This window comes from Microtetraspora sp. NBRC 16547 (assembly GCF_030268965.1).
GTDB lineage: Bacteria > Actinomycetota > Actinomycetes > Streptosporangiales > Streptosporangiaceae > Microtetraspora.
The window spans coordinates 1-347 of sequence record NZ_BSSE01000114.1; the positions used below are offsets into that span (position 1 = coordinate 1).

General features: G+C 58.2%; 1 rRNA gene. It reads left to right on the forward strand.

Going from position 1 to position 347, the window contains the following annotated elements:
- Positions 1-209: 209 nt before the first annotated feature.
- A 23S ribosomal RNA gene (locus QSK17_RS35835) occupies positions 210-347 on the forward strand; the annotation flags it as partial.

Consider the following 347-nt stretch of genomic DNA (forward strand, 5'->3'; position numbering starts at 1 on the left):
GGGTTCTGGTCGGGAGTGGGAATGTGGTTGTCGGGGGCTGGGATTGGCTGGGCACACTGTTGGGTCCTGAGGGAACGGGCGTTTGCTTGTTTTCCTTGTGACGGGACCGGTCTTCTGCCATACCGGCCAGGTTGTCTGGTGTTGGTGGTGGGTGTTCCGGTTGGCTGTTTGTTGTTTGTGAATTGCATAGTGGACGCGAGCATCTTTGTGGCCAAGTTTCTTAGGGCACACGGTGGATGCCTTGGCATCAGGAGCCGATGAAGGACGTGGGAGGCTGCGTTAAGCCTCGGGGAGTCGCCAACCAGACGTTGATCCGGGGATGTCCGAATGGGGAAACCTAGCACCAG